The organism is Marinomonas sp. KMM3893 (genome assembly GCF_004352855.1).
Taxonomy (GTDB): domain Bacteria; phylum Pseudomonadota; class Gammaproteobacteria; order Pseudomonadales; family Marinomonadaceae; genus Marinomonas; species Marinomonas arenicola.
In genome coordinates this window covers 40008-65941 of record NZ_SJSC01000002.1, presented here as the reverse complement: position 1 = coordinate 65941, position 25934 = coordinate 40008, and the positions used below count along the sequence as shown (strand labels likewise).

General features: G+C 46.5%; 24 protein-coding genes. 9 read left to right on the top strand and 15 right to left on the bottom strand.

Annotated elements, in window-relative coordinates:
• Positions 1 to 16: 16 nt before the first annotated feature.
• Together E0D71_RS04795 and E0D71_RS04790 are read right to left on the bottom strand one after the other, a co-directional pair.
• Positions 17 to 1726 carry a diguanylate cyclase gene (locus E0D71_RS04795; protein ID WP_133002184.1) on the bottom strand — a complete coding sequence of 570 codons (1710 nt, stop codon included), beginning with the start codon at positions 1724 to 1726 and terminating at the stop codon, positions 17 to 19.
• 215 nt (positions 1727 to 1941) lie between these two features.
• Positions 1942 to 2883 (bottom strand): SDR family oxidoreductase, encoded by a 942-nt coding sequence (locus tag E0D71_RS04790; RefSeq protein WP_133002183.1) that lies wholly within the window; start codon positions 2881 to 2883, stop codon positions 1942 to 1944.
• Positions 2884 to 3078: 195 nt separating this feature from the next.
• Between E0D71_RS04790 and E0D71_RS04785 the strand changes: the two genes are divergently transcribed.
• A complete protein-coding gene (locus E0D71_RS04785) occupies positions 3079 to 3996 on the top strand; it encodes an AraC family transcriptional regulator (protein ID WP_133002182.1) in 918 nt (305 codons plus the stop codon).
• Between the two features lie 106 nt (positions 3997 to 4102).
• Here E0D71_RS04785 and E0D71_RS04780 read toward each other — a convergent pair whose 3' ends face one another.
• Positions 4103 to 5413 (bottom strand): AAA family ATPase, encoded by a 1311-nt coding sequence (locus E0D71_RS04780; protein WP_133002748.1) that lies wholly within the window; start codon positions 5411 to 5413, stop codon positions 4103 to 4105.
• Between the two features lie 237 nt (positions 5414 to 5650).
• On the opposite strand from E0D71_RS04780, the gene E0D71_RS04775 reads away from it, so the two are divergent.
• Genes E0D71_RS04775 through E0D71_RS04765 form a run of 3 tightly spaced genes read left to right on the top strand, consistent with a single transcriptional unit; the run spans position 5651 to position 6496 of the window.
• Positions 5651 to 5956, top strand: a complete 306-nt coding sequence (locus E0D71_RS04775) for a helix-turn-helix domain-containing protein (RefSeq protein WP_036984862.1) — start codon at positions 5651 to 5653, stop codon at positions 5954 to 5956.
• On the top strand, positions 5953 to 6153 hold the full coding sequence (locus E0D71_RS04770) for a hypothetical protein (RefSeq protein ID WP_243711937.1): 201 nt from the start codon (positions 5953 to 5955) through the stop codon (positions 6151 to 6153). The genes E0D71_RS04775 and E0D71_RS04770 overlap by 4 nt, the downstream gene beginning before the upstream one ends.
• Complete coding sequence (locus E0D71_RS04765) at positions 6134 to 6496, top strand: LlaJI family restriction endonuclease (RefSeq protein ID WP_133002181.1); 363 nt, start codon at positions 6134 to 6136, stop codon at positions 6494 to 6496. Before E0D71_RS04770 ends, E0D71_RS04765 begins: the two co-directional genes overlap by 20 nt.
• A gap of 65 nt (positions 6497 to 6561) precedes the next feature.
• Here E0D71_RS04765 and E0D71_RS04760 read toward each other — a convergent pair whose 3' ends face one another.
• The 3 genes from E0D71_RS04760 to E0D71_RS04750 are packed head-to-tail and all read right to left on the bottom strand — an operon-like array spanning position 6562 to position 8233.
• The gene (locus tag E0D71_RS04760; RefSeq protein WP_133002180.1) at positions 6562 to 6969 is read right to left on the bottom strand and encodes a DUF86 domain-containing protein; all 408 of its coding nucleotides are present in this window, start codon (positions 6967 to 6969) and stop codon (positions 6562 to 6564) included.
• Entirely contained in the window at positions 6966 to 7343 is a 378-nt protein-coding gene (locus E0D71_RS04755) for a nucleotidyltransferase domain-containing protein (RefSeq protein WP_133002179.1), read from the bottom strand. Before E0D71_RS04755 ends, E0D71_RS04760 begins: the two co-directional genes overlap by 4 nt.
• A gap of 23 nt (positions 7344 to 7366) precedes the next feature.
• On the bottom strand, positions 7367 to 8233 hold the full coding sequence (locus E0D71_RS04750; RefSeq protein ID WP_133002178.1) for a YicC/YloC family endoribonuclease: 867 nt from the start codon (positions 8231 to 8233) through the stop codon (positions 7367 to 7369).
• Positions 8234 to 8394: 161 nt separating this feature from the next.
• On the opposite strand from E0D71_RS04750, the gene rph reads away from it, so the two are divergent.
• The 4 genes from rph to E0D71_RS04730 all read left to right on the top strand — a co-directional run bounded on the left by rph (position 8395) and on the right by E0D71_RS04730 (position 13200).
• Complete coding sequence (rph, locus tag E0D71_RS04745) at positions 8395 to 9117, top strand: ribonuclease PH (RefSeq protein ID WP_133002177.1); 723 nt, start codon at positions 8395 to 8397, stop codon at positions 9115 to 9117.
• A 215-nt stretch (positions 9118 to 9332) separates the two neighbouring features.
• Positions 9333 to 10124 (top strand): transporter substrate-binding domain-containing protein, encoded by a 792-nt coding sequence (locus tag E0D71_RS04740; RefSeq protein WP_165942954.1) that lies wholly within the window; start codon positions 9333 to 9335, stop codon positions 10122 to 10124.
• 99 nt (positions 10125 to 10223) lie between these two features.
• On the top strand, positions 10224 to 12596 hold the full coding sequence (locus E0D71_RS04735) for an EAL domain-containing protein (RefSeq protein ID WP_165942953.1): 2373 nt from the start codon (positions 10224 to 10226) through the stop codon (positions 12594 to 12596).
• A gap of 91 nt (positions 12597 to 12687) precedes the next feature.
• Positions 12688 to 13200, top strand: a complete 513-nt coding sequence (locus E0D71_RS04730) for a hypothetical protein (RefSeq protein ID WP_133002174.1) — start codon at positions 12688 to 12690, stop codon at positions 13198 to 13200.
• A 92-nt stretch (positions 13201 to 13292) separates the two neighbouring features.
• On the opposite strand, the gene ushA is transcribed toward E0D71_RS04730, so the two are convergent.
• The 7 genes from ushA to E0D71_RS04695 form a co-directional block, all read right to left on the bottom strand.
• Positions 13293 to 14906 (bottom strand): bifunctional UDP-sugar hydrolase/5'-nucleotidase UshA, encoded by a 1614-nt coding sequence (ushA, locus tag E0D71_RS04725; protein ID WP_133002173.1) that lies wholly within the window; start codon positions 14904 to 14906, stop codon positions 13293 to 13295.
• Between the two features lie 395 nt (positions 14907 to 15301).
• Positions 15302 to 16411, bottom strand: coding sequence for an ABC transporter ATP-binding protein (locus tag E0D71_RS04720; protein ID WP_133002172.1), 1110 nt, complete (start codon positions 16409 to 16411; stop codon positions 15302 to 15304).
• Between the two features lie 67 nt (positions 16412 to 16478).
• Complete coding sequence (locus E0D71_RS04715; RefSeq protein ID WP_133002171.1) at positions 16479 to 17363, bottom strand: carbohydrate ABC transporter permease; 885 nt, start codon at positions 17361 to 17363, stop codon at positions 16479 to 16481.
• Complete coding sequence (locus E0D71_RS04710; protein WP_133002170.1) at positions 17353 to 18285, bottom strand: sugar ABC transporter permease; 933 nt, start codon at positions 18283 to 18285, stop codon at positions 17353 to 17355. Before E0D71_RS04710 ends, E0D71_RS04715 begins: the two co-directional genes overlap by 11 nt.
• A gap of 73 nt (positions 18286 to 18358) precedes the next feature.
• Positions 18359 to 19606: an ABC transporter substrate-binding protein gene (locus E0D71_RS04705; protein WP_133002169.1), complete on the bottom strand. Its 1248-nt coding sequence runs from the start codon at positions 19604 to 19606 to the stop codon at positions 18359 to 18361.
• A gap of 285 nt (positions 19607 to 19891) precedes the next feature.
• Complete coding sequence (locus tag E0D71_RS04700; protein WP_133002168.1) at positions 19892 to 21343, bottom strand: ATP-binding protein; 1452 nt, start codon at positions 21341 to 21343, stop codon at positions 19892 to 19894.
• Complete coding sequence (locus E0D71_RS04695; RefSeq protein ID WP_133002167.1) at positions 21330 to 22079, bottom strand: response regulator transcription factor; 750 nt, start codon at positions 22077 to 22079, stop codon at positions 21330 to 21332. The genes E0D71_RS04700 and E0D71_RS04695 overlap by 14 nt, the downstream gene beginning before the upstream one ends.
• A gap of 191 nt (positions 22080 to 22270) precedes the next feature.
• On the opposite strand from E0D71_RS04695, the gene E0D71_RS04690 reads away from it, so the two are divergent.
• On the top strand, positions 22271 to 23239 hold the full coding sequence (locus E0D71_RS04690) for a carbohydrate kinase (RefSeq protein WP_133002166.1): 969 nt from the start codon (positions 22271 to 22273) through the stop codon (positions 23237 to 23239).
• 105 nt (positions 23240 to 23344) lie between these two features.
• Here E0D71_RS04690 and E0D71_RS04685 read toward each other — a convergent pair whose 3' ends face one another.
• On the bottom strand, positions 23345 to 24076 hold the full coding sequence (locus tag E0D71_RS04685) for a 3'-5' exonuclease (RefSeq protein ID WP_165942952.1): 732 nt from the start codon (positions 24074 to 24076) through the stop codon (positions 23345 to 23347).
• Positions 24077 to 25933 carry a DUF294 nucleotidyltransferase-like domain-containing protein gene (locus tag E0D71_RS04680; RefSeq protein ID WP_133002165.1) on the bottom strand — a complete coding sequence of 619 codons (1857 nt, stop codon included), beginning with the start codon at positions 25931 to 25933 and terminating at the stop codon, positions 24077 to 24079.
• Position 25934: the final 1 nt, after the last annotated feature.

Genomic DNA, 25934 nt, shown 5'->3' with positions numbered 1-25934 from the left:
CGCAGCCTCTAGAGTATTAGCTAATGTGCAGCTGAGACTGGTTTCGTCCGCTGTTTTTGGCTTTGTACAAGGCTTTATCTGCTTGATTTATAGCGGCTTGTAGATCTGCGGTCTTAGCATCCACTTCGGAAATCCCCACACTAAGCGTGAAGTTGACTAACTGATTTTGGTCAACCTGAACGCTAGTGTGTGCCAAGGTGGTACGAATGCGCTCGGCCAATACGTGGGCTTTTTCTCGGGTGGTATTTGGCATCAGAATAACGAACTCTTCTCCGCCATAACGGGCAACAATATCTTGCAGGCGGCACTGTGCTCTGAGCACGTCGGCGACGCGTACAATGACTTGATCTCCTAAGCTGTGCCCATAGGTGTCATTGATGTTTTTGAAGAAATCGATGTCGAGAATGGCCAGTGAAAGAGGGAATCGTATTTGTTTATCTTGGTTTAACAATGCACTGGCTTCTAAGTCAAATGATCGGCGGTTCAGCAGCTGTGTTAATGGGTCTGTGGAAGCCAGTAGCTGCAACTCCGCTTGGGTCGCCTCGAGCTTTTCTAATGTGCGAATACGATTGGCAATGATCAGTGATAGCACAAGCGATTCTAACAAAATCCCAATGCCAACTCCGTGGCTATTGATATAGTTAAAGCCAATTCTTCCCTGATAAAACAGCACAGCCAACACGCTAAATGTAACGAAAAAACCATGGCCAATTAAGAATAAAAGGGCAAGAGGGTGCCGACGCACAAACATGGAAATGGTGACGCATAGGCTGATGGACATAACAATAAAGGCCAGTGTACTGGCATATTCAAGCGCACTGATAATGTCAAACAAACCATAGATAGAATTGGTGGCTAATATGGCAATGGTCGTCAGCAAAGCTTTGTGTTCGATCGGGTATTTTTTTCTCGTTTCAAAAATGTTGATCATGAAGAACAACAAACAGATCGGCATGGTGCCGAGGGCGATATTCCATTTCAGTGTGATAGAGCCAAAGACATCAAAAAAGCTGGCAAATAAGCCGTATGAAAGGGCGATCCAAAATCCCCCTGAAACCAAGTAGCAGGCATAAAAAAGATGTTCTTTTAAGCGCGACGACAAAAACAGAAAGAAGTTATAAATAATGAGCGCCAATACCATACCCACAATCAAGGTAATGTCATTGTATTGGTTTATGAGTACTCTTTTGGATAAATCTTGGCTGTAGAGTTCGACACTAAACACTTGATAAATATAAGAAACATTCTTCAAATAAAGTGTTGTGACCTGTTGGCGTGGGAGCGTCATGTCAAACACAGCAGTGCCCTGATACATCCACTCGTAGGTGTCTTTATTATCCATATCCAACAGCCGCTTACGGGTGACTTGGCCATTGACTACTTCATTAAGTTCAATGGCATGATTGTAGTAAGCATAAGGATTATGAAGGTAGAGAGTGATCGGGGAGTCGCTGGTATTTTGAAGTACTATTTTTGCCCAAGTTGTCTTTGCGTTGGACCCCAAGGTGATTGAGTTAGAAGACGCTTCAAAGTGTTGGTTTTGTACTTGGCTAATGGGCATATTGCCGGATGGATCGACAAAATACCCCATCTGGAACTGTTCCAGCTTTTTAAAATCATGGTTGACCTGAAGCGTCGGTGGCGCCGCATTCACGATCGAAGACAATAGCCCGCACAAAAGCATTATTAAGACAACAATCGATGAACGGGAGCCTGTGCCAGTCATTTGTCGTTTTCCATAACTGAGAATGTTGGTTATGACCTGATCAGAATATCCTATATTAACCGATAGATCAGGGAAAACACGCTTTAAATCGTTAAAAATGCCGGAATGGTCGATAAAGTTTTATTAGGGCAGGAAGGGAAGGAGAGAGGGGCGCAGTTTGCGCTCCTCTGGAAAGCAGCGTTAATCTGAATAATAAGGCGATGTTTATGTGTCTTCTATAATGACCAGTTAAACGCTGTTTTCTGTTCCGATAGGGTCCAAAGCTGCGTCGCCATCTGCTTATCCAGCGCCACTTTATGTAATGAACATTCGCCCACTGGACCAACGGTGTCCGCTCTTTTAGTGGGACCATAAAGGGTTTTGAAGGTGAGGCCATTTTGTGTGGCACACATGATTTCAGGCCAAGCGCCTTTTTCAGCCGATTGGGCAATCACTCGAGACAATACTGACCAGAGTACCTTGTTAAAAGTACTGGCAGTGTCCATAAGTAAGTTGGTTCGGGAGGCACCTGGATGACACACATAGACCTTGACGCTTCTATTTGCCACAGCAATGCGATCTTGTAATTCGTAAGCGAACATCATCTGGGCCAGTTTGCTTTGCGCGTAGGAATCCCACGCCGTGTACTTTTTATCAAAGTTAAGGTCATTAAATTGAATTTTTTTGAGGCCCATTTTGTAGGCATTACTGCCGACCACAACGATGCGACCTTGGCTGGCTTCAAGGCGCTCAAACAGCATACCGCAGAGTAAAAAATGCCCGAAGTGGTTCACCCCTAGTTGGCTTTCAAAACCCTCTTTGGTGAAAGTTTGCTTAGCTACCTGTGCGATTGCCCCGTTACAAATCAGAGCGTCGATAGTTGGTACGTTATCCAACACGTCATTTGCTGCTTGGCGTACTGAATCTAAGGCAGCAAGATCCATGAGAATGACAGAAACGTCTGCTTGCTGGCCAAGCTCCTGTTTTAAGGCGCTAATTGCCGCGTTGGATTTAGCCGCATTACGGTTAAGCATGACGACTTTTGCGCCCTTGGCGAGCAAGGTGCGGGAGGCTTGAAATCCAGCGCCGCTATTAGCGCCAGTGATCAGGTAGGTTTTGCCTATAAGGGAGCCAAGTTGCTCGGGTGTCCAGCCTTTTTGGGTGCATTTGGTTTTCATTGTTCAAATCCCTAGATATTAGTTTGCTGTGGTTGTTGTGCCGCAGATGTTTTCATTGCAAGCAAATATAGCTCTCAAGAGGAGCTGTAAATAGGCGAAATAGTCTCTAAAAATTGCCTATTTGTATCGCTCGATTGAGTTGTTGTTTTGCCAGTGCTAATTTGAACTTAGCGTTTATTAAGGAATGTTGGTGGCATGAGCAAAGACAAGATCAAGCAAATTATTGAAGCAAAGGTCACGCAAGATGGCATGGTGGAAACTGGCGTGGAGGGGGTAAAGCTGTTTCGGGTGTCTAGCCCTATGCGCTGTGCCCCTGCGGTATACGAGCCGGCTGTGATTGCCATTCTTAGTGGTGCAAAAGAGGCGATTTTGGATGGCCAAAGACACGTGTATGACAGTCGCCAGTACATGTGCTGCTCCATGTCTATGCCAGTGGAAGCGGGAACCCCCATGGCTTCCCCTGAAAACCCACTTTTGGGTGTTTATATCTCTCTTGATACTAAGGTGATGACTGAACTTTCATTGGCAATGGAGCGCTCGATGGGGACTCTTCATAAACCTCAGGGAAGTTCATTACCGCCTGGTTTTGCCCTGGCTCATTGGGATAATTCATTCACTGATGCACTATTACGCTTGCTGGAATTAGCTGATGCTCCATCAGAGTCTGCTATTTTGGGTGAAGGCCGGTTGCGTGAGCTGTATTACAGCGTATTGAAGGGTGAGACTGGGGCGTCTGCGCGCCGTGCTTTTGGTGTTGGTAATGAAATTGCCAGAGCGATTGACTACTTATCTTCCAATCTAAATCAGCCGGTTAATATCGAAACCATGGCCTCCCAAGTCGGTATGAGTAGGGCCGTGTTACACCGTAAGTTTAAACAAGCGACCACCATGTCACCGATTCAATTTGTCAAAGCCATGCGACTCAACACCGCCGCCATGAAAATCGCCGCCGGTATGAACGTCAGCTCTGCCGCAATGGATGTGGGGTACGTCAGCACGTCGCAATTTAGCCGAGAATTCAAACGCATGTATGGGCAAGCGCCGAAGCAATGGATACACGATAAACAACTGCCAACCGGCATAGGTAAAGCCGCCGCACACTTTTATCATTGAGTGAGGGGGCTGCTGGTTATAAAAGGCGACTATTCTCAATAGGCCTAAAGCTTGTTACCAATAAAGTCACTTTGTGTAGACCTCGGGGCTAAGCAACGTGCCTTTACTATCTCTGAGGTAAATACTGCGTGAAATACAAAGGCATCACGATATTGGTTTGTTCTAACGCTGAAGAGCCTTGTGTACCCGTTAACTTAAAGGTTTTACTTGGAGTACATTTTTCAACGTAGGATGCCAACGATTTTGCTCTTGTACGTTTACCACTTTTGACTTCAACAGGGATGATATCGCCTTCATCGGTCGCCAAAATAAATTCGATTTCGGCGCGGGCGTCATTCCATGAATAGCTTGGGTCAACGCCAATAGCTGTGAGCTCTTGTTGCACAAAGTTTTCAGCCACATAGCCTTTGTATTCATAGTTTTGTTGCTTAATCTCTTTATAACTGCTGCCCAGCATATGATTGAGCAGGCCCACATCAAACAGAAATAGTTTAACCATATTGTCTTTTTTATAGGCCGCCAACGGAGATTTCGGTAATCCTTCAATAGGGTAGTTTGGCAAAGCTAAGCGGCAGCAGTTAAGCCAATGGATCGCGGTTTCAAAATCGCTATAACGAGATTTACGCTCATGCACATGCTTAAATTTAAAGCGTTTAACCGACTCATCGCTGACAAGTGATAGCTGGGCTGGAATGCTATTAAATACCGATTCAATCAGTGTGGCATCGACCTTGCCCGCGTACTTACCGAAATCGCGGCGATAACCTTCAACTAAATCGGCATGAATTTTTGTGACTTTTTCAACACGCTCTAGAATGCTTGAATCCTTAAACTGATACCAAGCAGAAACGGCTTCCGGCATACCACCGGTAAAAAAATAGTCGGTTAGTTTATCCATCAATTTAGTGTGCACCGCCGGTGTGCTTGCTTGACTATCAAATGCTTTGATCAGTGCTTGCTCGTTGGATGCGTAAATAAATTCTTGGAAGGTCAGTGGTCGTAAATTGTATTGTTCTACCTTGCCTACAGGGAAGGTATTGAGCAAACCAATGTTCGAACCGCTGGCTGCGACAAAATAGGACGGTGCTTTTTCGGCAAAATACTTCAGCGAAGTTACGGCTCGTTCACATTCGCCAATTTCATCTAATATCAGCAAGTCGGTTTCTGGATTGAACGCTTGGTTGGTTAACAACTCAATGTTCATTACTAGCTCGTCAGGTGACAACGAGCCATCGAACGCTTCTTTGTAAGCTGGGTTTTCAAGGAAGTCGATACGAAGGATGTTGGCAAAGGTATTCCCAAACAGCTCTTGCAGTAGATAGGTTTTACCTGTTTGTCTTGCGCCATCGATCAATAATGGCTTGCGCACAGGTTGATTTTTCCATGCTATTAGGGCGTTGAGTAAGTTGCGCTGCATTGTCATTTCCCGCCAATTAAGACTGTTAACTGCCTGTAGTATAGCTCAGTCCTCATTTTTACGCGCATAAAAGTGCGTATTTTTACATTTTTATGCGCATAAAAGTGTAATTTGATGGCCTTTGGCATTCAGGGATTCACATCATCGCCTTGGCCAACGCGCAAACTAAGCCTAAAAGTAGGATATAAATCCAATTATATTAAATAAAATGGGAATATAGTCCCTTTGGTTGGTGATATGGCTAAGCGTGACTTACACAATGTACTGTTTCCGAAGCAGCGCAAAATCCTGACGCATTTTGGTGAAGACTTGCTGTTGGCGATGAAACGACGTGGTTTTACAAAAAAGCTACTGTGTGAACGTACTGGTTTTGATCATAAAACCGTGAATAAAGTCTTCGCCGGTGATCCGGGCGTTGCCATAGGCACTTACTTAAAAGTGATGGCCGTTCTTGGCATGGAAAGCAACTTTGCAGAAATGGCCGCTCACGACGAAGTGGGTATCAAGCTGCAAAACATAAAATTGCTGGAAGGTTCAAAATGAGCCGTGAAATCGTCGAAGTCTATGCCGACTGGCAGCCAATTGAAGCGCCTTTACTAATTGGGCTGCTTACTTATAGCGACTCAAGCCGAGGTGGCGTGTTTAGTTTTGCCTACGATAAAGCGTTTTTAACCTCATCTTATCGCTTGCAAATTGATCCAATCTTGACGCTTCACTCCGGTGAGCTTTATAACGATTAAGCCAGCGACTTCTAAAGCGCAGCGAACAGATACTGTTTTGAAAGCCCCACAATACAACAGTTTTGTCGTGATCGATGCAAAATACTATGGGGCAAGCGATATGCAAAGTGCGCCAGGTTGGGGGGATATCGTAAAGCAGTTTTTTTATGCCAAAGCATTAAAGGTTTATGCTCAAAATGCTGAGGTGGGGAACGCCTTTGTGTTTCCAGGAAGTGGCTCTTTTCATTCTGTTCATATGATAGAGCGAGGTGAAAAAGGAGCCATTCTCGATGAAGATTACCCACCAATTCGTTGTTTCTATCTTGATCCTATGGAGCTTATTGAATGTTATACAACGGGTTAGAAGTTAATTGAGCTGAGTCGTAGCCTAATGAGCTTGGCTTATGATGAGCAACAGGCAACAGTGAGCTAAGCTGTTTTTTTAACGGCCTCAACAAACTCTTCAAAGTCACCTAATCGATGCTCGACCACATACTTCACGATGTCTAAGTTTAGTGTTTGGTAGTCATGAACTGCAATATTCCTCAAGCCAACCATTTTCTGAAGACTTAACGCGAGAGGCGCAGAAATAAAACCGGCTTTTTTGAGTAATTCAAAGCTGTCGCGACTGCTTTGGGGGATGCCTGTTTGGTGCTGCTTGTTAAGTATATTAGCTGTATCAATGCTGGATTCGCAGGCGCGCTGAAGGTTCAGAATAATAGAATCTTGGCTAGTGTAATCGGTATCGAACTGCTCTTTCGCAAGATCGTAAACGTCTCGGATGCGCTTCAAGCTGCGATCAACCGTTGCTAGCTTATTGAGTACTGAGTCGTTCATTTTAAGTATTCCTGCAAAATGTCAGCCCGTTCCTCGTTCAAATGCTGATACATGGACATGATCTGCATTTCAAACTTAACCTGTTCGCTCTCGCTGCCGAAAAGTAGCTCGCCATTCATGATGACTTGGTTTTGTAAGACCGTTGAGGCGGTTAATAAGTCTACCAAGTCGACATCCTTATCGAGTTTGATGGCAAGGGTTTGCTCTAGGTCGAAACGTGCTACTGGGTCTAATTTTTTCTTGAGCAGCACGGCAATGTCGATATCACTTGAAGGGGCGGCACTGCCATCTGCTTGTGAGCCAAACAAATAGACCAATCTAACCTCCGGCATTAACTGCCTTAGCGTGTGTGTTAGATCCTCTCGATTCAGCATTGTGCCACCTTTTACTTTTGTGATTACTCAATATTCTGGATCTGTTCTCGCATTTGTTCAATCAAAACCTTCAGTTCCACGGCGCTTTGAGTGGTTTCAACGACGATGGATTTAGACGATAGCGTGTTGGCTTCACGGTTGAGTTCTTGCATTAAGAAGTCGAGGCGACGACCAATTGGGCCTTTTTGTTGCAGCTGACGGCGTACTTCTTTGGTGTGTGTAGCAAGGCGGTCGAGTTCTTCTGCTACGTCGGCTTTTTGGGCCAGCATGACAATTTCTGCCTCTACTCGCATTGGATCAAGATCCGCTTTGGCCGCTTCTAATTTGTCGATCAGGTTTTGCTTTTGTGCCGCTAGAATTTCTGGCAATTTGGCCTGTACGTCGACGACGATTTGATCAATGGCATCTAGGCGTTGTTCGATGATGGTTTTAAGTTGCTCACCTTCGCGTAAACGCACTTGAATAAGTTCTTCTACACCTTGCGAAAAGAGTTCAGAGACGGCTTTTTTCATCATATCGAAGTCGCTACCTTCGTTATTTAAGATGCCTGGCCATTGAAGAATATCGAGCGGGTTGACTGGGTTCAAATCTTTAAACCAAGTACCAAGATTATCAATAGCATCGGCAAGTGCTTGTGCATTACTTGCGTTTATATTTAGGCTTGCCGCTGCTTTGTCTACGGCTTGAAAGCGCAGTTGGCATTCTAATTTACCGCGGTTGAGTTTTTTTCTCAGCACATCACGAAAGGCGAATTCAAGCTCACGAAAGCTTTCAGGTAAACGGAAATGTGGCTCTAGATAGCGTTGATTTACTGAGCGAATTTCCCAGCTGATGGTGCCCCAATCGTATACTGCTTCTTGGCGAGAGAAGGCGGTCATGCTTGCAGTCATGTTAAATACCTAAAGTTTGATAGCATATTAATAAATAGAGCCTAAAAGGCCGAATGAATAGTGTACCTGATGAGTAATAGTTTCATAGGGAAGGGGGGTAATTTTGTGTAGGTTCGTTATAATTGCCGCTTTAGAATGGTTCAATTAACAGAGAGACAAATATGCGTCCGAGCGGAAGAGAAGCAGATCAGTTACGTCCCCTTAAAATTACACGCAACTTTACGAAGCATGCCGAAGGGTCGGTATTGATCGAGTGTGGCGATACTAAGGTTATTTGTACCGCAACCGTGGTCAATGGCGTGCCGCGTTTCTTGAAAGGTAAGGGCCAAGGTTGGATTACGGCTGAATACGGCATGTTGCCACGTTCTACACACAGCCGTGTTGATCGTGAAGCCGCTCGTGGCAAGCAAAATGGTCGCACGGTTGAAATCCAACGTTTGATCGGTCGTTCTTTGCGCGCCGCTGTGGATCTTAAAAAGTTGGGTGAAAATACCATCACGATTGACTGTGATGTGATTCAAGCGGATGGCGGTACTCGTACGGCGTCTATTACCGGTGGCTTTGTTGCCTTAGCGGATGCGATGCAAGTTCTGATGGACAAAAAAAGGGTGAAAGAAAACCCAATCGTGTCACAAATTGCCGCGATCTCTGTGGGTGTTTATAAAGGTGTACCTGTGTTGGATCTGGATTACCCAGAAGATTCTAATGCCGAAACAGACATGAACGTTATCATGAATGACAAAGGCGGTTTCATCGAGATCCAAGGTACCGCAGAAGGCGAAGCGTTCAGCGATGAACACATGGTGGGCATGTTGGCTGTGGCTCGTAAAGGAATCGCTGAGATCATTGAATTACAACGCAAAACACTTGCTGATGGTGAATAATTAATCTCCGTTATGCAAAGGGTTCTTGTTTAAAAAAATCAGCTTCGGCTGATTTTTTTTGGTTCTTATTTCTAGGTGGCATGACTTTTGGCGGTAGCCAGTAGGAATCTGCCTCTAATGCTTGAGTGTCTGTTATTTCTGAGTCATATTGGACAGCGTGTGTGTCTATCATGGAAATAGTCGTTAGGCTAATGAGGCAAAAGGAAGTTCCCAGCATGAAGTATCTTAATAGGTCGACGATAAACAGTGTGCTGCTAGCAGGGCTTTTTTGCCAAGGAGCGAATGCACAGGACATTACTCTGTACGGCGTGCACTTTCCGCCCTATATGATAGATTCCTCCATTTTGCCTGCCACAGACGACGTAAATAAAGACGCTGGCGTGTATGGCATGGACATAGATCTAGTCCGTCAGGCTTACGCGACTCAAGGCGTGACTGTGCATTTCGAGTTGATGCCGTGGAAGCGCATCATGAGGAATCTACAAGCAGGTGTTGGGCTAGGAGCCGTGTCTTGTCGACCGTTACCCTCGCGGCACGACTTTGCCCGCTTTTCTCAGATAATCAGCCAATCTCGCAGCGTTTTTATTACCCGACGTGACTATTTAGCCCCTGGTGCCTATCCGATGGCAACCGCCAAAAAACACCATACTATGGCGATGAATGGCTGGGCTCAAGCGACTCTATTGGAAAATGCCAAGATTGACTATCACACGGTCGGCAGTATAGCGCAGGGTTTTAATCTTCTATTACGACGGAATCAGGATGTGTTTCTGACGGAGCGAGCGGGTGCGTATTTTGAAGCGCGACGATTAGGCATAGAGGATAAATTGAGCTTTTATGAGGTCAGCGATTTGGCCGAACAGCACTATACGGTTTGTTTTAGCAAGCACTACCCAAACGCCGATAAATGGCGTGTCATTTTAGATAAAGGATTAGATGAGGTGAAAGCCAATGGTGAGTGGCGCGAGATTCTTAAACGTTATCGATCAGAAGGGATGTTGGATTAGCATGAAGAGAAAAGGAACATCATGTTAGCGCTGCGCAAGAGACTGTCGTATAAACAGGCAAAGTGGGCATTAGGGTTAATGCTGCTATTGAGTATCATCATGAGCTCGTTTCAGATCATTGCGGATTGGCGAGAAGAAAAAGACAGCATTCATCATCGAATAATGGCGACATTCAACACGGTGAAAAGCGCGACCACTGAGGCCGCCTACACACTCAACTCGAGTCTGGCTGAACGAGTATTAGCAGGCTTGATTCAGTCTGACGTGTTTCGAGAAGTGACGTTAAAAGACGAGCTAGGCAATCAATTAGCCTACCTCTATCGCCCCGTTAAACCCTCGAACTTTCGTTGGCTGTCTGATTACTTATTCAATGGTTTAACCAAGAGGGTAGTGCTGCCACTGAACTACGATGGCCGTATCACAGTCGGCTCAGTGACGGGGGTGGTGGATGTTGGTGCGGTTACCGCCAGTTTTATTTCACGAAGTGTGCGCTTGGTGGGCATCACCATAACGATGACCTTGTTATTCGGCATTTCGATGATGACCTTATTCTATTTGCTGACTTCTCGCCCTTTGAATCGCTTCATTAAAAAGCTGTCTCAACTCAGCGACAAAACCCTTTCCAGCACAACATTGCAATTTGAAGAAACGTCGCGGGATGACGAGCTTGGTGTGTTGGCGAGAACCTTTTCAGCATTGTGGCATCAGCAGAAATATGTGGAGAGCCAGTTAGAAAAGAGTGAGTCATACTTTAAAGCGGTGTTGCATCAGTCTAGTGAGTGTATGTTGCTGGCGAATTTGAAAGGTCGAATTTTGGACTGCAACAGCGAAGCGAGTCATTTGCTCAGGTACGACCAAGAGCATTTGCTGACCCTCAATATCCAAGATATTGATCCTAAACATCATTTATCGTCAATGGAACTAAGCCTGACGGGAACAGAAGACGTTAAATTATTTGAAACGGAATACCGTCGTAGTGATGGCCATTTTATTCCTGTAGAAGTGCGCAGTAACGTTATTTTCTTGGATGAAAAACCGCACTTTTTGGCCTCTGTTCGAGACATTACTGAACGTAGAAAAGACCAAGAGAAAGTGAGGTATCTGGCTTATTACGATGCGTTAACCGAATTACCAAATCGTCGCTTTTTTAATGAACGTCTAGAAAAAACCGTAGAAGAAGCAAAACAATCAGGCGTTGTTGGCGGTTTATTGTTTATTGATTTAGACCGCTTTAAAAGCATCAATGACTCCCTTGGGCATCATGCGGGTGATACTGTTCTAGTCAGAACGGCAAAACGAGTACAGTCGTTGTTATCAGAGCAGGATGTTGTGGCTCGTATTGGAGGCGATGAGTTTGTTGTTTTGCTGCCCAGTTTGTCTGCAGACAGCGACAAAGCGCAGGCAGAAGTGACGCGCCTAGCGAATGATATATTGGACGCCTTGAGTCGACCGATTCACTTGAACCGTACTGAAATATTACTCAGTGCGAGTATTGGTATTAGTCTCTTTCCGTTGGATCAGTCCGATGGTATGAACATTTTACAAAAAGCGGACACGGCCATGTATCAAGCCAAAGAGAATGGCCGTGGCAATTTGCACTTCTACAATGATGCGATGAGAAATTCAGCCGCTGAACGGCTCGCCATGGAAAAGGCATTGCATTACGCGCTCGAGAAAGACGAATTTTATTTAGTGTATCAACCTCAGGTAAACGATCGTGGCTATATCATCGGCTTTGAAGCCTTGTTGCGCTGGCACAATAAGGAGCTAGGGCAGGTTCCTCCGGGGCGTTTTATCCCCGTTGCAGAGGAAATCGGCTTGATTAGCGAGCTAGGTCAATGGGTACTAGACACGGCATGTCATCAGTTAAAAATATGGCAAGATGCCGGATTACCGGCACGATTTAAGGCGTTGGCAATCAATATTAGCCCTTCTCAATTCGCCAAAGACAGTTTTGTCGACACCATTCAAGATGTCATCGAACGAACCAATATTGACCCTAATTTATTAGATCTCGAAATCACCGAAGGTATGTTGGTAGAGAGCATTACTTCTGTTGCGGCAAAAATGCGCAGTCTTAAGGAGAAAAACGTACATTTCTCCATCGACGATTTTGGGACTGGGTATTCGTCTCTGCGCTATCTGCAGCACCTACCGCTTGATCAATTAAAAATAGATCAGTCGTTTGTGAGGGATATTTCCAGCGACCCCAACAGTCATGTGATTATCAATACCATCATATCCATGGCCAGCCACATGAACCTTTCCGTATTGGCAGAAGGCGTGGAGCATGGCGAAGAAAAAGACATTCTAATGCGCATTGGTTGCTCACGCTTCCAAGGCTACTACTTTTCGCGCCCAGTAGAGGTCGATACAGCGACAGCCTTGTTGCTCAACGATGCCCCGTTACCATCGAATATGGATACTAAAAGCAGCATCACAGCAGCCGCTCAAATCTCAGCTGGCGGTTAATGTTAGCTATTGTGCGCGTTTTTGACCCTCACAATGGGGGACTTCTCTGTCATCATCTTGGCTACCTAACAATAAGAATAAGGAGGTACCGGTGAAAAAGTGGATGGTAACAGGATCGCTGCTCATAGGATTAAGTTCGAGCGTATTTGCGGCGCCAGTCGATGGTCAGTGGTATTTGCAAGACGCTGGCAGTACTCAAGCTAAGCTGGATGCGGCGGTAGACAGTGTTGCGAAAGAGATGAACTTTTTTGTGCGCATGATAGCGCGGCCGATTCTGGAGAAAGAAGCCAGAATTTGTCACCAATGGCAGCTATCGACACAAGCCAAGCAATGGCAGTGGCAGTGCGATACAGAAGCAGCAGAGACGATCCCATTAAATGCAAATCGCTTTAAAACCCAGGGCGATGATGATCGCGAGATTTTCTCGACATTCCATCAAACCGCGAACGAAGTGGACGTCATACTGGAGTCCGAACGCGGTAAACGCACCAATACATGGAAGATGTTAGACGCGAATACATTGGAATATACGGCCACGTTAGAGTCGGAGAAATTGCCGAAGCCATTAACTTGGACTTTGACTTATACGCATACGAAACCGTAAATTTTCATGATAAATCGCCCTCAATAAAAAGAGCCGTTCACAATGTGAACGGCTCTTTTTTGTTGCTCATATCTAGGCTAAAAGCGGGTTTCTTATTCGCGTTTGATCGCGCCAGTTGGCGCGTAGTCTTGTGGCGCTAAAGGGGAATGCGCGTGGATGTAGTCTTTCAGTACATCGGCGTCGGTGTAGCCTGAATTCACAAAGCTCGGGTGCTGGCTGATTTTAGGGTAACCGTCACCACCGCTGGCGGAAAACTCATTGAGTGCCACCCGATAATGACGGGTTGGATTGAGCGGCTGCCCATTCACTTTAATGTGCGTCGCTTTGCCGTTTTGTAGTGTCAGTGATACGCCTTGAATCTGAGCGAAGCCACCGGTTCCTGGCGGAATAGAGGCGACGGCAGACAAGTAATCGGTGAGTTCCTGCGCAGAAAAGTCGATGTAGGACACCATGTTGCCAAACGGCTGTACTTGGAGAACGCTTTTGTAGGTGATTCGACCTTTAGGAAGGTCATCGCGGATGCCTCCTGAGTTCATAATGCCAATGTCAGCCTTGGTTTTTTCCATCATGGCGCGGGCGATTAGATTGCCTAAATTCGTCTCGCGGTAACGCACACTGTGTCGATCACCGATAAAACGTCCGTTAGCGTCACCGACTTTCACGCTGAGCTCTTTTTGGCCTTTTTCTTGGTAAGGCGTAAGCAGCGCTATCATGCTGGGGTCTTCGGCGATTTTATCGTTGAGCAACGCGCGTGTGTTGTTAGCCTCTGCGGAGGCGGCGGTTTTCTTCTGTAGGTTGATAGGGATGAGTTTATAGTGAGAAGACACAATCGCGCCATTTTTGATCACAAGATCAAGACGACCTAGGTATTTCCCCCACTCGTGCGCTTGTAAAATCAAGGTGCCATTTTGCACGTCAGGTTTGAATAAAGGGTCTTGAGAATGGCCTCCGACAATCACATCGATACCAGGTACGGCTCGTGCTAAGGCGACATCACCAGGAGCGTTGCTACCGTGTTGACCATTATCATAATGGCCCATATGCGTCACAGCGATGATGAGATCGGCTTGCTTACGCAGTTCAGGAATGAGTTTTTTGGCGACTTCGATTGGAGAACGAATTTCGACGCCTTTCAGATTTTCTGGGTTTCCTTGCTTGATGGTGTCGTCTGTGGTGAAACCGACAACCGCCACTTTAAGGTCCCCTTCTTGAAAGATTTTATAAGCCTGAAACAAGGGGTCACCGGTGTTTTTGTCGAACACATTGGCCGAAAGAAAAGGAAATCCAGCCCACTCTTGCTGCTTTCTCAGCACTGGTAAGGTGTTATCGAATTCATGGTTGCCTATCGCCATAGCGTCGTAGCCGAGTAGGCGCATGCCTTTAAAATCGGGCTCTGCATTTTGCAAATCGGACTCAGGCACGCCGGTATTAATGTCTCCGCCAGAGAGCAATAGCATGTGCGCGTCATCTAAGGCGACTTCTTCGCGAATATTATCGACCAAGGTTTTACGCGCTGCCATGCCGTATTCGCCTTGGCTATTTTTCCAGAAATGCCCGTGATGATCATTGGTGTGCAAGATGGTGAGGTGGTATTCCTTGCCTGGCTGCCAATCTGGTTGCCGTGGCGTCATCACGGTACAGCCCGCTATCAGAGCAATAACACTAAAAATGATGAGGTGGTGCATAAAGCGAGAGAGTCGTTTCATGTCTTGGTTCCTTTAAGATCGTGATGATGCGCCATGCGTGCGCCCCTTGAATGAATGCGGAATAGGCTCCGTGACATTACGATGGGGATTAATATGGGAAGGTAACGCAAATGGGGAATGAATTCGAGACACTATCTTGTAAAGAGCGGCGAGTACTGGCTGAAAAAGGGGGGTGCGTAGAGAATGAAGGCCAAAAAAAGCCAACCCGAAGGTTGGCGAAAATAGTGCTTAGGTACTATCAAAAAGAGATTAGGATCTAGCAAAAAGAGATTAGGTACTCTCTAAAAGAGATTAGGGTCTAGCAAAAAGAGGCTTAGAATCCATCAAACCTGTTTAAGTGCGACCCAAGAAACACCTAGACGTTTATTAGAACGCCTAGATGTTCCTAAAATCGCTTAAATATCCAAACGATGGCCTGTCTTTGGTTCAAAAATAACGGCTTTAGAGGTATCAAACATCATGTCGATCACAGAGCCCGGCTCAGCAAGGTAGCTTGGGTTAGAGCGACAGTTAATTTCCGCATCATTGATTCGGGTGATGATCATGGTGTCGGCACCCATTGGCTCCGTTACTTCTACTTCTACGCCAGTGGTCATAACAAACTCTTGGCCCTCTTTATGAGGTTGTGGTTCGGTAATCATTTCTGGACGCAGACCCAGTAAAACGGTTTCCCCTATGCGGCTTTTCAGCGATTCAGGTCTTGGGAATGGAATCGCCGTGGTGGTGTTGGCCGCTAGCTCTAGCATTGGTGTACCATTTTGATCGACGACTTTTGCCGGGATGAAGTTCATCGCCGGAGACCCCATAAATCCGGCCACAAACAAGTTGGCTGGGTTGTCATAGATTTCTTGTGGGGTGCCAAGCTGCTGCACTTCACCGTCTTTCATGACCGCAATACGGTCGGCCAAGGTCATGGCTTCGATTTGGTCATGGGTTACGTAGACAATGGTTGTGCCGAGTTTCTTGTGCAGTTTTTTAATTTCGGTACGCATTTCGACACGCAGTTTTGCGTCTAGGTTAGAAAGCGGCTCATCGAATAAGTACAGCTGAGGGCGGCGAGCAAGCGCACGTCCCATCGCCACACGTTGGCGTTGGCCGCCTGATAATTGTGCCGGCTTACGATCGAGCAAGTGACTAATTTGTAACAGTTCAGCAACGCGCTGTATTTCTACGTCGCGGTCTGCCTTTGGTACTTTGCGCATTTCTAAACCAAACGAGATATTTTGCTCTACCGTCATGTTTGGGTACAAGGCATAAGATTGAAACACCATGGCGATATCACGGTCTTTTGGGCTGGTGTAGGTGACGTCTTTATCGTCGATCAGAATGCGACCTTCCGTGACGTCTTCTAGTCCGGCGATGGAATTCATCAAAGTGGATTTACCACAACCTGATGGTCCCACCAAAATTAAGAATTCACCGGCTTCGATGGAAATGTTAATGCCTTTTAGAATCTCGGTTTTACCGTAGCTTTTTTTAACGTTATCTATGGTTAGGTTTGCCATGTTATTGCTCCAAATTCTGTCTAAATCGCCCGCGCAGTGAAAAAATGTATAGGCGCGAGCGGTGTTGTTAACCTTTTACGGCACCGGCGGTTAAGCCACGGACGAAGTATTTTCCTGCTAATACGTAAACGACTATGGTTGGCAAGGCCGCGATGATGGCAGCGGCCATATCGACGTTATATTCTTTACCACCAAAGCTGGTATTCACTAGGTTGTTCAAGGCAACGGTGACGGGTTGAGAGTCAAAGCCAGAGAACGCCACACCAAATAAGAAATCGTTCCAAATTTGTGTGAATTGCCAGATGACGGTCACGACGATAATCGGTGTAGAAACCGGCAAAATAATGCGATAGAAAATGGTAAAGAAACCGGCGCCATCAAGACGTGCCGCTTTGACCAATTCGCCTGGAATAGACTGATAGAAGTTACGGAAGAAGAGCGTTGTAAACGCCACACCGTAGACCACATGCACAAAGACCAAACCTGTGGTTGAACTGGCAATGCCTAACCAACCTAGTGTCTGTGCCATTGGCAGTAATACCACTTGGAAAGGGATAAAACAGCCAAGTAACAAGGCGGCAAAGAACAGGTCACTGCCACGGAATTTCCATAAAGAAATAACGTAACCGTTGATCGCGCCCAGCAAGGTGGAGATCGCCACTGCAGGAATCACAATTTTAAAAGAGTTCAAAAAGTATGGGGAAATCCCCGTACAAGTACTGCCAGTACAGGCGCCAGACCAGGCTTTAGTCCAAGAGTCGAAATGCAAATAAGCCGGTAACGACAATAATGTACCGTTACGCACTTCTTCTGAGTCTTTTAAGGAGGTAATTAACATGATGACCAGTGGCATCAGGTAGAAAAAGGCCATTGCCAAAAGCACCGTATATAAGGCGATGCGCAACACCTTGCTAACGCCGGATGTTTTACGAGCGACTGGGTTATTTTTCATTTTTTTCACCTCGTAACTCTGAGTACAAATAAGGGACTAAGATCGCCAAGATACAGCCTAGCATCACCATTGCTGATGCCGAGCCCATACCTATTTGGCTACGAGTGAAGGTGTAGGTGTACATGAAGTTAGCCGGTAAGTCAGACGCGTAACCTGGACCGCCATTGGTTAGCGCTTGAACCAAGTCGAAACTCTTAATTGCTATGTGGGACAAGATCACCAAAGCACTGAAGAAAACAGGTTTTAGCGACGGTAAAATAATACGGCGATAGGTGGTAAAGGTGCTGGCACCATCAAGATGAGCGGCTTTGATTAAGTCACCATCTACGCCACGCAGACCCGCTAAGAAAAGCGCCATTACAAAACCAGAGGCTTGCCAGACGGCCGCAATAACCAAACAGTACACCACCATGTCGGGGTTGGTGAGCCAATCAAATTTAAAGTTCTCAAAGCCCATGTCTATCATCAGCTTTTGAATGCCATTGGTTGGGTTTAATAACCACTTCCAGGCGGTACCAGTCACGATAAATGAGATCGCCATTGGGTAAAGGTAAATGGTTCGAAGCGCGCCTTCTGCACGGATTTTCTGATCTAGGAAAATGGCTAACATGATGCCAAGGAATAAACAGATCAAAATAAACAAGCTGCCGAAGATGCCGAGGTTAGTCAGCGCCACCATCCAACGGTCGTTGTTAAACAAGCGCTCGTATTGATCCCAGCCAACGAATTTGTACGAAGGCAGCATACGAGAGTTAGTAAAAGAGAGCACGGCGCTCCAAATCATGTAGCCATAAATACACACAATGGCGATGATCATGGTTGGCGCGAGTACAATTTTAGGCATCCAATCGGCCAAACTGAAGCGCGCAGAGCGTCCTGACTGAGTCTTTTTTGACCCAGAATTGGCGGTGTTAGTATTCATAATTGATTACTTCACTACAAAGGAGAAATAAAGAGGCTGACCGGCGGTCAGCCTCGCGAGCAGGTGGTGATGATTACATGCTTGCTTTAACAGCGCGGGCCAATTTGTCAGCCGCTTGTTCTGGCGTCATGCTTTCTGTGTTGAAGAAGTTTGTGATGACATCAAACATAGCGCCTTGAACCATAGAGTTCACTGCCATGCCGTGAGCCATGCTTGGCAATAGATCGCCAGACGCGGATGCGGCATTGAAGGCGTCCATAGACGAGTCGGCACAAGTATCGAATTTATCTCGAGGCATGCCTAAACGTACTGGGATAGACCCTTTCGCTAAGTTGAAGGTTTCTTGGAATTTAGGCTCAAGAATCAAACGAGCCAAGTCTTTTTGGGCTTTTTGTGTGTCTTTGCCATCGACTTGGAACATCGCAAGAGAGTCGATGTTAAACGTGTATTGACCACTGGTGCCCGGTGCTGGTACACAGATGTAATCGATACCTGGTTTTTTGCCCGCTGAAGTAAATTCGCCTTTTGCCCAGTCACCCATGACCTGCATCGCCGCTTTACCGTTGATAACCAAAGAGGTTGCTACGTTCCAGTCTCGGCCAGAGAAACCTGGGTCGACGTATTGACGCATCTTTTTGAAGGTCGTTAGTGCGTCGATCATTTTCGGACCTTTAAGCGCATCGTCTTTTAGGTCGATGAAAGCCGCTTTATAGAAATCGGTTCCTTCTGAAAGAGCAATGGCTTCGAATAGTGTTGCGTCTTGCCATGCTTGGCCGCCATGAGCGAGAGGAATGAAACCGGCTTTTTTGATTTTGTCAGCCGCGACAAAGAATTGGTCCCAAGTGGTTGGAATCGATGCGCCCGCTTTACGGAATACATCTGGGTTTGCCCACAACCAGTTCACACGGTGTACGTTGACTGGTGCCGCAACATAATGACCATCGTATTTCATGACATTACTAACCACAGGAGGAAGAATTTGATCCCAGTGTCCCGCTTTTGCGACATCGTCTATATTTGCTAAGAAACCTAGATCGCCCCATTCTTGGATAGTAGGGCCTTTGATTTGTGCTGCGGCTGGAGGGTTGCCTGCAATAGCGCGGGATTTTAGAACGGTCATAGCGGATTCACCACCACCACCGGCGACGGCAAAGTCTTTCCAAGTGTCGCCAGCATCTTCCATTTCTTGTTTCAGAACGTTGATTGCTGTTGCTTCACTGCCCGATGTCCACCAGTGAAGTACTTCTACTTCACCTGCTTGGCTGTTGGCTGCTGCCAACGCGAGTGCCACGGTAGACAAGCCTAATGCAATTTTCTTCATGATAGTGACCTTTGTTATTTTTATGGTATCCAAGCGCTGAAGGCTTGGTTTATTGTTAACTTGAAGGGCATCTACGCAAGATACCTTATCAAGAGTCTCAATTTAGCAGAGCGCTTGCTGTTGATGGGTAAGATAGAGCAACCAAATGTAACAAAGTCTTGCAAAAGCGCGGCGATTTGAAGGAAAACGGATAGTAAAAGAGAGAATAATTGACTTTTTTTGCGGTTTTTCTCTTAACAATGTGCATAAACTTGCACTGTGTGTTGAGTAAAAAAAGCCTTTTATTCAGTGCCTTGGCAACCATAGCCGAGCTTCTAACCCTTTTTCTGGCAGGTTGCTCAAAACGACTTCACCGCCATGTGCTCGAGCAATGTTCCTCGCAATACTGAGCCCTAAGCCCATGCCGCCTGGGTGACCTGAATGATCTGGCGTGAGGCGAGTATAAGGCTGGAACATTTTGTCTATTTGTTCACTTGGAATCCCCGGACCCTGATCGCAAATGCGAATACAAAGATCATTCTCACTGTCTTCTATTAATACCGTGGCCTTTGCTCCGTAATACAGTGCGTTGTCGATCAGGTTGCCCAAACAGCGTTTAATGGCGAGAGGTTTGCCTATATAAGGGTGGTTTAATTGGCCGCTAATGGTGAGTTTTTCTGTGCTTAAATTGGCGGTGCTTTGCATGTCTTTTAACATGCGTAAAATATCCAGTTCGACACGATTTTCGTGAATATCGGTTTCTTTTACGCTTTGTAATGCCCCTTTTACCAACATATCCAGATCTTCTAAGTCTCGAATCATCGCTTCTCGGGTGTCGTCTTCATCGAGTAACTCCGCTCTCAGCCGCAGTCGAGTAATAGGCGTTTTTAAATCATGAGAGATGGACGCAAACAGTCGTTCTCTGTCATTCAAATAGCGTTGAATCCGTGCCTGCATGTCGTTAAAGGCGCGTGCGGTATTGCGCACTTCCACACTGCCGTATTCCTTTAGAGGTTTTGAATCGCCTTGACCAAAGCGCTCTGCGGCTCTGGCTAGCATGGCGAGTGGGCGAGTCACCCGACGCAGAATCAACAGGCTAAGTAACAGCACAGTGATCACCGAGACTGTCATGGTAAAGAGGCGTTCACCGGTGAGGGCGGAGGTGCCATCCAAAAAGTATGGGTCGGGCATTAAGCTGGCGAGGTATAACCAGTCTTTGTCGTTAATCGGGATTTGAATAATGATAATGGGCGGCGTGAGAGGTTTGACTAATAAGCTGTGATTCCCCCATCGCTCTGGCAAATCGGTTAAGAGCGTGTGGTTATTGATGACGTGTAGGTCGTCTGGGCTAGAAAAGGCAATTTTGGCGTTGTGGATGCCGAGCTGTTTGACCAAGGTTGATTCTACTTGGTTCTTTACTATGTCCATTAAGGGGGAGTCGTGAAGCTCGTTAATGCGGATTTCTTCACGATTGAGAGTCACGAAAAAGCGCGTTCCCCCCATGCTTTGTAATTGATCAATGACAATGTGGCGGTAGTTGCGTGGCAATGAAGTGAAGTAGCTGACGGTAGAGGCGATACGGTATGACATATGCCTTGATACTTCGAGTACGTTTTTCTCTGTATCAGAATTCAGCTGACGAAGCCAAATGGTCGAGCTAATAAACTGCGCACTAGCCACGCCCAACGCCATGATGATGAGGATCTGCCCTGTGAGGGAGTTAGACCAGCGCTTAATGCGCTTATTAATGCGACTCATCCACATGTGCCATATCGGATGTCATTACATCGGCGGTTAAAATATAGCCTTGGCCTCGAACGGTTTTAATCAGCTGGGGCTGTCTTGCGTCTTCACGCAGGCGTTGACGTAAGCGGCTGACATGCACATCAATAAAACGATCTAGGGGCGCGCTATCACGGCCGCGAGTATTTTCTGCAATGTGTTCTCGGGTAAGTACTTTGCCAGGGCTTGCCAAAAAAAGCATGAGCAGATTGTAATCCGCGCCAGACAAAGACTCTTTCTCGTTCTGGTAATTCAGTTCTCTAGAGAGGGTGTCTAAGGTGAACTGAGAGAAATGATAAAAGCGTTGAGCCACATTAGGCGCTTCTACTATTTCGGTGTGTTCCATGCGTCGTAAAATGGCTTTGATGCGCGCCAGCAACTCTCTTGGGTTAAACGGCTTAGCCAGGTAATCGTCGGCGCCAATTTCTAGGCCAATAATGCGGTCCATCTCGTCTGAGTTCGCAGTCAGCATAATCACGGGCACTTGCGATTGGGTGCGTAATGAACGGCATACGGAAAAGCCATCTTGCCCCGGTAGCATGATGTCGAGAATCACTAAGTCGACGTCTTGAGAAGGTTTGAAATCGGCCAGAAACGCTTCGCCAGACTCTGCGGTTAAAACCTGAAACTGGTGTTTCTCTAGGTAGGTTTGTAGCAAGGTACGAATGTCGTCATCGTCGTCAACGACGTAGATACATTTGGCTTTCGTCATTATTATTCTCAGTGAAAGGCAGTAAAGTTATGCAGAGAAGTTTCAGTCTAACAAGAAACCCAAAAGGAACCAATTGTTACAATGATCGAGGATAGCGAAGTCAATTAAATAAATTAAATTGATTTAATTTTCGTCTCCCTGCATAATTTTTCACCTTTCAGACCTCATAGCTCAATATAGAGAATCACAAGATGACGACAAAAATAATGGCGTTCGGCGAAGCCCTGATCGACTTCCTTTCTAACGGCGCGACACAAGCTGGCGAACTGGAATCTTTTACTAAATTCCCTGGCGGTGCACCGGCGAATGTCGCCGTTGCTGCAGCACAGCTTGGTGGCAATAGTCATTTTGCTGGGCAAGTAGGCGACGATGCGTTTGGTCACTTTCTAAAAAGTTCTCTTGAAAGCTATGGTGTGGTGACGGACAGCATGCTGATGACAAACGAGGCAAAAACAGCCTTGGCGTTTGTTAGCTTAGACAATACAGGTGAGCGTAGTTTTGAGTTTTATCGTAACCCTTCTGCGGACATGTTATTCCGTGAAGCTGACTTTAAACCTGCTTGGTTTGAAGGACACGGCGTGTTCCACACCTGCTCTAATACTTTAACAGACGAGTCGATTACTCAAGCGACCTTGGCTGGTATTCGGATGGCGCGTGCCGCAAATTGGGTCGTCAGTATCGATGTAAACTTGCGTATTAACCTTTGGCCTGACCATAACGTCGATACCCAGCGGGTGATTGACTGGATGCAAAGTGGTGACGTGGTTAAAGCCAGCCTAGAAGAGTTAGCAGTACTAGCGGATGACCCATTTGCCTTGATTGATGAGAGCCTAGCCGCTGGCGTGACCTTGTTTGTGTTAACTGACGGTGGTAATTCCATTCGTTTTTACAGTAAAGCACAAGGCAAAGGCGAAGTTGTGACGCCAAAAGTGGACGTAAAAGATACGACGGCTGCCGGTGATGCTTTTGTTGGCGGCTTGCTGTATCAATTGGCGGAGCAAGGTGGTGACAGCGATTCTTTGGCGGCACTATCACAAGCACAACTGACGGACATTATTCGTTTTGCGGCCGCCTGCGGTGCCGACTCAGTGACCAAACTTGGCGCGTATCCTTCTTTGCCTACGCTTGAGCAAGCGCAAGCGCGTCTGAGTACCTTTTAATGTAAAGGTGAGTGATTGATGCGCTGCTTGTTTTAGAGGCGCTGATCAATTGCTAAGCAATGTCTAACAGCGAGGTGTGTGCTGGTCATACACCTCGCTTTTTTATTAGAGCCAATAGGCGGAGATGTTAGCCTCTGGATCAAGGTGGTAGCTAATCTGTGCTTGCAGCAACTCTGCGGAAGATAAGGCATCGGTGAGAGCATGATGAGCTTTGTAACGTGGTAGGTGATAGCGTTGGCGACAAGCGTCTAAGCGTAACGATGGCTGTCTGGCGATGATGCGCTTCCACCAAGGGGTTTTATTTTGCGCCAGATGTTCTATTTGCATGGTGTCTAGGACGGGAAAGTACAAAGGGAAACCATACACATTTAACGCCGCTTCGCGTAGAAATTCACGTTCGATAGACACGCAGTGAACCACGACGACCTTGCCTGAGAGCACGTTAAGAATCTCATTGAGGATGCGGTGCAAAGGCGGCGCTTCGGCTAACTCCGTATGGGTGATTTCATGGATGGTCACCGACTCGGCATTAAGGGTACGTTCTGGCTTTGCCATCCAATACCCAGCACCTTGGCAGCGAATGATTTTATGATCCATCGGCACACACCCTAAGCTGATGATTTCATCCTTGAGTGGGTCAAGTCCGGTGGTTTCTAAATCCAGCGCCAACAAAGGGGCTTCTTTTAATGGTGTGTCTAGCGCGATTGTCCCTGCTTCATAATAACGTTTAAGAGGGCCCTCTGGCGCCTCTTTAGCCCATTGCTTGAACATCGCTTGCCAATCTTGGACCGGTTGAGCTTTGGGTCCTTTAATGGCGGTCATCAGTCGCGTAAACATCTAACTACGCTTCCCAGCATAGCGAAATTTAATAAACTCCTGCTGTCTTTCGACGATGTGGAACGCGTCTCGTAGGTGCCGTTTTTCAAACGATGATAACAGGGCAGGGTTAACGTGGTTGGTCACGACGAGCTCTTTTTCGATCTGATCTTTTTGGCTGCGAATGCGCACCATGCCAATCATTTCTAAGGCCAGAGCCAAGTCCTTCGCGCGGCCATCAGGTAACAAGCCCGCGTTGTCGATATCTTCCAAACGTTCTAGTGTGTTTAGCTTGTCGCTGCCACAGGCTAAGGCATGCACTCGGACAATGTCTATGATCGGGGCAATGCCTCTTTCTTTCAGGTTAAAGGTTCGAGACTGTTTCCCTTCGCCGTCCAATACAAATTGTCGAAAGAAGCCGAGCGGCGGTTTTCGCTGGTTCGCGTTACGTGCCATAAAAGTCAGAAAGCCTGGGTTGGCTTTTGCTTCTTTTCGTATGTGTCGACTTAGATCCTTCGCTAAGTACTTGTCACCGTATATTCCTTTTAAATCAAAGAAAATAGACAAATGTAACAAGGCTTCGGCCTTAGGTTCTTTGATCCAGTCGCTGAAATATTTTTTCCACTGATTCAGCGGTTGACGCCAAAGCGTGTTAGACGCCATAACATCGCCAGTGCACAGAGGATAACCACACATATCTAGGCTTTTGCAGACCCAGTCGCTTAGCTTTTCAAAGTATTCACCATGCGCTTTAGGATCATAGTGATTGCTTAAAATCAGCGCGTTGTCTTGGTCGGTTTTAATGGTTTGTTCTTCGCGTGCTTGAGAGCCTAGTGCGACAAAACAGTAGGGCACAGGCGGCTTACCAAATTTCTCTTCGCCCAACTTCAGTAAGCGTTTTACAAACGCGGTGCCAATATGGGACATGGCATTACCGATCATTTGGGTATTGGCATCAGCGAGGACCAGCTGAGTAAAGGTGTGCGTCATTTTGCGGCTGATCGCCTGCAATCCTTCAATGCTGGTTTGCTTGTAAATGTCGCTAATCAGATAAATACTGCCGTGGCTTTCCGCTTGGATAATATCGCCGGTACTGACCACACCAACGGGCTGACTTCCCTTCAGGATGGGAATGTGATGAATGTTTTTTTCCATCATCTTCAATACGGCTTCAGCCGCATAATCGCCACTGTCCATGGTGACAGGATCAACCGTCATCACTTGACCCACTGGCGTATCGTAATCCAATCCCGCTGCGACGACACGGTTACGTAGGTCGCGGTCTGTTAAAATGCCAACTAAGATGTCGTTTTCCATGATGAGGAGGCTGGATACTTTGTTATCCGCCATCATTTTTGCGGCCATGCGAATATTCCCATCGATACCAATCGTGATGGGATTTCGGCGCAGCAGACTAACAATAGGGCAGGTCATCAAAGAGATGCCAGAGCTCTGGGATTCCATCGCCACTTTTAGTCTAACTTCTTGTTCAAGTTCGAAAAAATCAGAAAAACTATCGTTTTCTTCGTAGAGTTTTAAGAACCAGCGAGCGGGAATACGATAAAGTAGGCTGTCTTCAATCGCGCGCATTGATTGAGAGAATTTACCGCCACGTAGAAGAGAAGCGTAACCAAACAGCTCCCCTTCATTCATACGCCGAATCAGCTTTTGTTCTTTGCTAAGGGCTTCAACAGCGCCGCTACGGATGAAGAATAGAGTGTGATTGAGTATGCCAGGTTGGATCGCCCATTCGCCAGCTCGCAAGTACTGAACCTCTACTTCCTTGACCATATCGTTCAGTTGCGGATCATCAGCAAGCTCACTAAAAGGCGCGTGTTGGCAAAGTGCTTCTACTATCTCGGTTAATTCGACATCCATA

Coding starts and splice junctions, on each gene's coding strand:
- E0D71_RS04795 (WP_133002184.1), bottom strand. CDS start 1,726: ATGACTGGCACAGGCTCCCGTTCATCGATTGTTGTCTTAATAATGCTT.
- E0D71_RS04790 (WP_133002183.1), bottom strand. CDS start 2,883: ATGAAAACCAAATGCACCCAAAAAGGCTGGACACCCGAGCAACTTGGC.
- E0D71_RS04785 (WP_133002182.1), top strand. CDS start 3,079: ATGAGCAAAGACAAGATCAAGCAAATTATTGAAGCAAAGGTCACGCAA.
- E0D71_RS04780 (WP_133002748.1), bottom strand. CDS start 5,413: ATGCAGCGCAACTTACTCAACGCCCTAATAGCATGGAAAAATCAACCT.
- E0D71_RS04775 (WP_036984862.1), top strand. CDS start 5,651: ATGGCTAAGCGTGACTTACACAATGTACTGTTTCCGAAGCAGCGCAAA.
- E0D71_RS04770 (WP_243711937.1), top strand. CDS start 5,953: ATGAGCCGTGAAATCGTCGAAGTCTATGCCGACTGGCAGCCAATTGAA.
- E0D71_RS04760 (WP_133002180.1), bottom strand. CDS start 6,969: ATGAACGACTCAGTACTCAATAAGCTAGCAACGGTTGATCGCAGCTTG.
- E0D71_RS04755 (WP_133002179.1), bottom strand. CDS start 7,343: ATGCTGAATCGAGAGGATCTAACACACACGCTAAGGCAGTTAATGCCG.
- E0D71_RS04750 (WP_133002178.1), bottom strand. CDS start 8,233: ATGACTGCAAGCATGACCGCCTTCTCTCGCCAAGAAGCAGTATACGAT.
- rph (WP_133002177.1), top strand. CDS start 8,395: ATGCGTCCGAGCGGAAGAGAAGCAGATCAGTTACGTCCCCTTAAAATT.
- E0D71_RS04740 (WP_165942954.1), top strand. CDS start 9,333: ATGAAGTATCTTAATAGGTCGACGATAAACAGTGTGCTGCTAGCAGGG.
- E0D71_RS04735 (WP_165942953.1), top strand. CDS start 10,224: ATGAGCTCGTTTCAGATCATTGCGGATTGGCGAGAAGAAAAAGACAGC.
- ushA (WP_133002173.1), bottom strand. CDS start 14,906: ATGAAACGACTCTCTCGCTTTATGCACCACCTCATCATTTTTAGTGTT.
- E0D71_RS04720 (WP_133002172.1), bottom strand. CDS start 16,411: ATGGCAAACCTAACCATAGATAACGTTAAAAAAAGCTACGGTAAAACC.
- E0D71_RS04715 (WP_133002171.1), bottom strand. CDS start 17,363: ATGAAAAATAACCCAGTCGCTCGTAAAACATCCGGCGTTAGCAAGGTG.
- E0D71_RS04710 (WP_133002170.1), bottom strand. CDS start 18,285: ATGAATACTAACACCGCCAATTCTGGGTCAAAAAAGACTCAGTCAGGA.
- E0D71_RS04705 (WP_133002169.1), bottom strand. CDS start 19,606: ATGAAGAAAATTGCATTAGGCTTGTCTACCGTGGCACTCGCGTTGGCA.
- E0D71_RS04700 (WP_133002168.1), bottom strand. CDS start 21,343: ATGAGTCGCATTAATAAGCGCATTAAGCGCTGGTCTAACTCCCTCACA.
- E0D71_RS04695 (WP_133002167.1), bottom strand. CDS start 22,079: ATGACGAAAGCCAAATGTATCTACGTCGTTGACGACGATGACGACATT.
- E0D71_RS04690 (WP_133002166.1), top strand. CDS start 22,271: ATGACGACAAAAATAATGGCGTTCGGCGAAGCCCTGATCGACTTCCTT.
- E0D71_RS04685 (WP_165942952.1), bottom strand. CDS start 24,076: ATGTTTACGCGACTGATGACCGCCATTAAAGGACCCAAAGCTCAACCG.
- E0D71_RS04680 (WP_133002165.1), bottom strand. CDS start 25,933: ATGGATGTCGAATTAACCGAGATAGTAGAAGCACTTTGCCAACACGCG.